This is a genomic window from Oceanicola sp. S124 (genome assembly GCF_000220565.1).
Taxonomy (GTDB): domain Bacteria; phylum Pseudomonadota; class Alphaproteobacteria; order Rhodobacterales; family Rhodobacteraceae; genus Pseudooceanicola.
Genome location: NZ_AFPM01000324.1, coordinates 1 through 7158, shown reverse-complemented (window position 1 = coordinate 7158; position 7158 = coordinate 1). Strand labels below are relative to the sequence as shown.

The window sequence follows — 7158 nt, the reverse complement described above, 5'->3', positions numbered from 1 at the left end:
GGCGGGGACCCTTTCACCATCAGGCCCACCACCCCAAAGCTGTCTCTTTTCCGCGTCATGCCCTTGCTGGTTCAAAGGTGGGCAGATAACCTCCCGCCGAACAGCAAAATCCATTGCAGGCCCAAACACATGTCTCAGTCTGAGCTGTCCAACCTCATCTGGTCCGTCGCCGACATCCTTCGTGGCGACTACCGCCAGTCTGAATACGGACGCGTCATCCTTGCCTTCACGGTCCTGCGCCGTCTCGATTGTGTCCTTGCGCCGACGAAAGCCGCTGTTCTGAAGGAGAAGGACGAGAAGACCGCCATCGGCCTCAACGCCGATCCGTTCATGCGGAAAGCCTCAGGGGCCAGCTTCTACAACGCCTCAACCCTCGACTTCACCAAGATCATCGGCGATCAGGATAACATCGACGTCAACCTGATGAGCTACATCGAGGCCTTCTCACCCGAGGTCCGAGACATCTTCGACAGGTTCAACTTCGCCGAGATCGTGGACAGGCTGGTCAAGAACAAGCTGCTCTACATGGTCACCGAACGCTTTGCCGGGTTCGACCTGCATCCGCAGCGCGTAACCAACAGCCAGATGGGCCTCGTGTTCGAGGAACTGATCCGCAAGTTCGCCGAAGCCTCCAACGACACCGCCGGGGAACACTTCACGCCGCGCGAGGTGATCCGGCTCATGGTCAACCTGCTCTTCGTGGAAGACGACGACATCCTGTCGAAGGCGGGCATCGTGCGCACGATCTACGACCCGACCGCAGGAACCGGCGGGATGCTGTCAGTCGCCGATGAATATCTGATGGAACACAACCCCAACGCCGCTCTCACAATGTATGGGCAAGAACTGAACGACATGTCCTACGCGATTTGCAAGGCCGACATGCTGATCAAAGGGCAGGACGTTCGCAACATTAAGGCGGGCAACACGTTGTCCGACGACGGCCACACCGACGCCAAGTTCGACTACATGCTGTCCAACCCGCCCTTCGGCGTCGAGTGGAAGAAGGTGCAGAAGGAGGTCCAGAAGGAACACAAGGAGAAGGGCTTCAACGGACGCTTCGGCCCCGGCCTGCCGCGCGTGTCGGATGGATCGCTGTTGTTCCTCATGCACCTGCTGTCCAAGATGCGGCCCGCCAAGGACGGCGGCTCGCGCTTCGGGATCGTGCTGAACGGCTCGCCTCTCTTCACCGGCGGCGCGGGATCGGGCGAAAGCGAGATCCGGCGGCATGTCCTGGAAAGCGATCTGGTCGAGGCCATCATCGGCCTGCCCACCGACCTCTTCTACAACACCGGCATTGCCACCTATGTCTGGATCATCTCCAACAAAAAGCCCGCGCACCGCAAGGGCAAGGTCCAGCTGATCGATGCGTCCGGCCTTTGGCAAAAGATGCGCAAGTCGCTAGGATCGAAGCGGCGCGAGATCAGCGACGAGGGGATCGACATCGTCACCCGGCTCTTCGGAGAATGCATCCCGGCGCAGCTGGCAACGCTTTTCGATGCGGCGGGCAAGGAGACCGGGCGCGAGGTGGTCGAGGAGGGCCAGCCCGCGCCGCAGGCCCCCGAGGGTGGCAGCGTGAAGCTGCGGCCCCTGTCGATGCTGCTGCCGAACAAGGCCTTCGGCTTCCGCCAGATCACCGTGGAACGCCCCCTGCGCGACGAGGCCGGAGAGATCGTGCTTGGCCAGCGTGGCAAAGCCAAGGGCCAGCCGCAGCCCGACAGTGCCCTGCGCGATACCGAGATCGTGCCACTGACCGAGGATGTGGAGGCGTATTTCCGGCGCGAGGTGATCCCCCACGCCCCCGATGCCTGGATCGACCACGAGAAGACGAAGACGGGCTACGAGATCCCCTTCAACCGGCACTTCTATGTGTTCGAGCCGCCGCGTGACTTGGAGGAGATCGACGCGGATCTGTCCGAGGTCACGCGCAACATCCAGCGAATGCTGGTGGAGTTGGCAGGATGAGGGGGTATCCCGACTACAAGGAAAGCGGCGTCTCGCGGATTGGCCAGATCCCTTCGCACTGGAGGACGGGCGGGCTGAAAAACATCTTTCGGATCGTCGGCGGGTCAACCCCGCAATCAGGCGAGGCGACCTACTGGGACGGCGAAATCAACTGGGTGACGCCAGCGGACCTGAGCAAGCTGACTGGACGCGGCATTTCGCGGTCGCTGCGAACGATCACAGAGAGCGGTCTGAACGCCTGTGGTTCATCCCTCGTGCCGGAAGGGAGTCTGATCCTCTCGACCCGAGCACCCATCGGCTCGCTCGCCATCGCAAAGCGGGAACTATGCACAAATCAAGGCTGCAAGGCCCTTGTTCCGGCGGCCTCCCTCGAACCAACGTTTTTTTATTTCGTGCTCAGCGTGAGCACCGAGGCTTTGAACGTCAGGGGACGTGGAACCACCTTCCTCGAACTAAGTGGCGACGCACTGGGTACGTTTCCAGTTCCTCTTCCCCCACTGCCCGAACAACAGGCCATTGCGGCGTTTCTGGATCGGGAGACGGGGAAGATCGATGCGCTGGTGGAGGAGCAGCGGCGGCTGATCGCGCTGCTGAAGGAAAAGCGGCAGGCCGTCATCTCCCACGCAGTCACCAAGGGCCTCGACCCCACCGCCCCGCTCAAACCCAGTGGCATCGACTGGCTCGGCGACATCCCGGGGCATTGGGAAGTAATGAAGCTCGGAAGAACCCTGACCCGGATCGAACAAGGATGGAGCCCCGTCGGTGATGACCGTGAACCCGAGGACGATGAAGTCGGTGTCCTCAAGCTTTCTGCCATCAAGTCCGGAGTGTTGAAAGCCGAAGAGCGAAAGGCCATTCCCCGCGAACTCGTGCGCGAGCGGTTGGAACACTTGCGCCTGCAAGAGGGCGATCTGCTGTTTACCCGCGCAAACACGCCAGACTTGGTAGGCGATGTCGCTATCGTTCCTGAGGGCCTGAGCGACACGATTTTCTCCGATCTTGTTTATCGCTTGAAACTGCGATCAGAACATCTGTCCAACTCGTTCCTTTGCCTCGCACTGCGCTCGACCGGACTGCGTACGCAGATCAAGGCCGATGCCCGAGGGTCCAGCATGAGCATGGCTAAACTGTCTCATGGGCATATACGAGCGTGGTATGTCGCAGTACCGCCGCTCCACGAACAGCTTAAGATCGTGGAATATTGCCGCGAGCAAGAAATACAGAACCTCGCCCTCACCGCCGAAGCCACCCGCGCCATTGCCCTGCTTCAGGAACGCCGCGCGGCGCTGATCTCTGCCGCCGTCACCGGCAAGATCGACGTGCGGGACAGTGGCTCTGACGAGGAGGCTGCCTGATGGGAGGTATCCCGCACCCCGAGCGCGAGTATGCGGTTATCCATCGCCTATGCTCGCAGATGCCCTTTGAGGACGCAGAGTACAAAGCGACCGAGACCTACGCCGCCTTCACCACGATCCTTTGCTGGACGCTCCAGCGCATCCGGTCGAGAGAGCATCCGGTCACCGGCCTCGAACAGTCTTTGCGCAATCAGGACATCACAGCCTTTTGCCAACTCGACGCTCATCCCTACGATGATGACAATCTGGGGGACGGAGACGAGACCCATGGGGCATCTCTGGATGACCTGGGCGATTTGAAGACCGCAGCCAGGCAACCGCTCAAAGCGCTGGAAGTCTTGATCTCCCTGCGCGACTCGGTCGCCCACCCGGAGGACTTGCGCGTATACCCGATCAACCGGCGCGGATATCTGATCGGTTTCCGCTTCGACTGTCGCAGGCCAAGAGGGAACGGCCCTGAGCTTTGGGAGGTCGGAAAAGACTACAGGGTCTTTCTCACCCGCCACGGGATGACCGCCATCGCGCAAAGCCTGAGCGCGGCTTACTGCAATACCTTTGCGGAGGTGAGGCAGCAGGTTCAACAAGATGCAACCGCGATGGGTGAGCAATGAACCTGCACAAGGAAATCCGCTTCGAGGACGAAATCTGCGCCCATCTCGCCGCGCATGGCTGGGAGTATGACCCGAGCGATGCCAAGGGCTATGACGCTGAGCGGGCGATGTTCCCGGCGGATGTCCTGGACTGGGTGCGGATCTCGCAGTCCAAGGCGTGGGAGGTGCTGGAGCCGCGCGGCGCGGAGGCCCTGCTGGACCGCCTGCGCAAGCAGATCGACCAGCGCGGAACGCTGCATGTGCTGCGCCACGGCATCGAGGCGATGGGCCTGCGCTCTCCGCTGAAGATGGCGGAGTTCAAGCCCGCCCTTGCCGAGAACCCCGAGATCATGGAACGCTATCGCGCCAACCGTCTGCGCGTGGTCCGGCAGGTGCGCTACTCGACAGCCAAGGGCGACAGCATCGACCTCGTGCTTTTCCTCAACGGCATCGCGGTGGCCACGGTCGAGTTGAAGACCGACTTCACCCAGAGCATTGGGGACGCCATCGACCAATATCGCTTTGATCGGCCGCCGCGCACACCCGGACGGGGTGCAGAACCGTTGCTGGCCTTCGAGACGGGGGCGCTGGTGCATTTTGCGGTCAGCACACGCGAAGTCTTCATGACCACACGCCTAGAGGGGAAGGACACCTTCTTCCTCCCATTCAACAAGGGGACCAAGGAAGGCGGTGCGGGCAACCCGCTGAACCCCGATGGACAGCGCACGGCGTATCTGTGGCAGGAGGTCTGGCAGCGCGACAGCTGGCTTGAGCTGATCGGGCGTTACATCATCCCCGAGAAGGACAAGAAGGGGAAGACGCAGAAGCTGATCTTCCCGCGCTACCATCAGCTCGACGCCACGCGGCAGTTGGTGGCCAAGGTCTTCGAGGAAGGCCCCGGCAAGAAGTATCTGATCCAGCACTCAGCAGGATCCGGCAAGACCAACTCCATCGCCTGGACAGCGCATTTCCTCGCCGACCTGCATGACGCGCAGCACCGCAAGATGTTCGACACAGTGATCGTGGTTTCTGATCGCAAGGTGATCGACGGGCAGCTTCAGGCAGCGATCTTTGCCTTTGAGCGGACACGCGGGGTGGTTGAGACCATCAAGGGCAAGAGTGGCAGCAAGAGCGGGGAGTTGGCGCAGGCCTTGGCGGACGGAAAGAAGATCGTCGTCTGCACAATCCAGACCTTCCCCTTTGCGTTGGAGGAGGTGCGGAAACTATCGGCGACCGAAGGAAAGACCTTTGCCGTGATCGCCGATGAGGCCCACAGTTCGCAGACCGGCGAGGCCGCGACGAAGCTGAAGCAGACCCTGTCACCTGAGGAACTGAAGGAACTGAAGGATGGCGGAGAGATCGGCACCGAGGACATCCTTGCGGCCCAGATGAAGGCGCGGGCGGACGACCGAGGCGTGACCTATGTCGCCTTTACCGCGACCCCCAAGACCAAAACGCTGGAACTGTTCGGACGCCGCCCCAAGCCGGATCAACCCGCTGGGGACGGCAACCTGTCAGAGCCGTTCCACCTGTATTCGATGCGGCAGGCAGTTGAAGAAGGTTTCATCCTTGACGTCCTGCAGAACTACACCCCCTACAGCCTCGCCTTCAAACTTGCCCAGGATGGAATCGATGTCACCGATACCGAGGTAGACCGTAGCACGGCCATGCGCGGCCTGATGGAATGGGTCCGTTTGCATCCCTACAATATCAGCCAGAAAGTAAAGATCGTCGTCGAGCATTTTCGGGAGAACGTCGCGGATCTGCTGGGAGGCAAGGCGAAGGCAATGGTAGTGCTTCAGTCCCGCAAGGAAGCGGTGCGCTGGAAGCTGGCCATCGACGCCTACATCAAGGAAAAAGGCTATTCGCTTGGAACACTGGCGGCGTTTTCGGGTGAGGTGCGTGACCGCGAAAGTGGGCCAGAGCCGTTTACCGAGACCAACCAGACCGTAAACCCTGATCTGAAGGGGCAGGAGCTGAAGGAAGTCTTCGACACTGACGACTTCCACATCCTTCTTGTCGCGAACAAGTTTCAGACGGGCTTCGATCAGCCTTTGCTGTCGGCCATGTATGTGGACAGGCGGCTTGCGGGGGTGCAGGCGGTTCAAACGTTGTCTCGCCTCAATCGGGCATACAAAAGTGGGGCGATCAAGAAGGACACAACCTTCGTCCTCGACTTTTCTGACAGCTCTGACGAAGTGCTTCAGGCGTTCAGCCAATACTACGGAAAAGCCGAACTGGAGGCTGTTACCGATCCTGAACTGATCTTCGACTTGAAGGCGAAACTAGACGACACCGGGCATTACGACGACTACGAGATTGACCGGGTTGTCGAGATCGAGATGGATCCAACCTCTCAGCAGGGGGACCTATCGAAAGCCATCGAACCAGTGGCGAAACGCTTGCTGGATACCTACTCGTCTGCCAAGGCGGCTTGGAAGCTGGCGCTAGACAACGGCGATGAGGCGGGGTCGAAAGCAGCCAAGGATGAGATGGCCCAACTCGAGTTGTTCCGCTCCGACATGCAGGCCTACTTGAGGATGTATGCCTTCCTGTCCCAGATCTTCGACTACGGCAGCACAGCAGTCGAGAAGCGCTCGATCTTTTACCGTCGCCTCGTGCCGCTTCTCAAGTTTGGCCGCGAACGTCAAGGTGTGGACTTGTCGGAGGTTAAGTTGACCCACCACAAGATCACATCGAAGGGCAAACGTCGCATTGCGCCCGCTGGTGGGCCAAAACTGCCGCCTGTCACAGCTCCCGGCACTGGGGGACTGCGGGATGAAGACAAGGTTCGCCTGCTTGAGATCATCGAGAAGCTGAACGACCTGTTCGTGGGCGACATCACCGACGACGACAAGATTAGCTATGTTATGGGGACGCTCAGGACCAAACTCTTGGCATCAGATCTATTGGCGCAACAGGCTGCGAACAACGCCAAGGAACAGTTCGCGGCTTCACCGAACCTCTCGTCTGAACTGATCGACGCCATCATCGACAGTTACGCGGCACACTCGGCCATGAGTAAACAAGCTCTGGAGAGCGAGGAAATCCAGTCCAGCCTTCTGTCTCTGCTTCTGGGCAGTGGCCAGTTGTGGGAGACGTTGCGTGGGGGGGGTGCCGTTGGCAGCGGTTCTCGCCCTGGCGGTGTCTGATCTGGTTGTAGTCGGAAGACGCTTGTTCTGCTGATTTGCGTCCATCATCGGCCAAGTCAGAAAGGTTGCTCGGGACCAAACGCTACTGAGCATTAA

The 7158-nt window shown here is 60.2% G+C and carries 4 protein-coding genes; all 4 read left to right on the top strand.

Going from position 1 to position 7158, the window contains the following annotated elements; genetic code table 11:
• Positions 1-129 precede the first annotated feature (129 nt).
• The 4 genes from OS124_RS0122285 to OS124_RS0122270 are packed head-to-tail and all read left to right on the top strand — an operon-like array spanning position 130 to position 7062.
• A complete protein-coding gene (locus tag OS124_RS0122285) occupies positions 130-1965 on the top strand; it encodes a type I restriction-modification system subunit M (protein WP_010142243.1) in 1836 nt (611 codons plus the stop codon).
• Positions 1962-3320: a restriction endonuclease subunit S gene (locus tag OS124_RS25685; protein WP_010142242.1), complete on the top strand. Its 1359-nt coding sequence runs from the start codon at positions 1962-1964 to the stop codon at positions 3318-3320. The genes OS124_RS0122285 and OS124_RS25685 overlap by 4 nt, the downstream gene beginning before the upstream one ends.
• Entirely contained in the window at positions 3320-3931 is a 612-nt protein-coding gene (locus tag OS124_RS0122275; protein WP_010142240.1) for a hypothetical protein, read from the top strand. The genes OS124_RS25685 and OS124_RS0122275 overlap by 1 nt, the downstream gene beginning before the upstream one ends.
• Positions 3928-7062 (top strand): type I restriction endonuclease subunit R, encoded by a 3135-nt coding sequence (locus OS124_RS0122270; RefSeq protein ID WP_010142239.1) that lies wholly within the window; start codon positions 3928-3930, stop codon positions 7060-7062. The genes OS124_RS0122275 and OS124_RS0122270 overlap by 4 nt, the downstream gene beginning before the upstream one ends.
• Positions 7063-7158 lie beyond the last annotated feature (96 nt).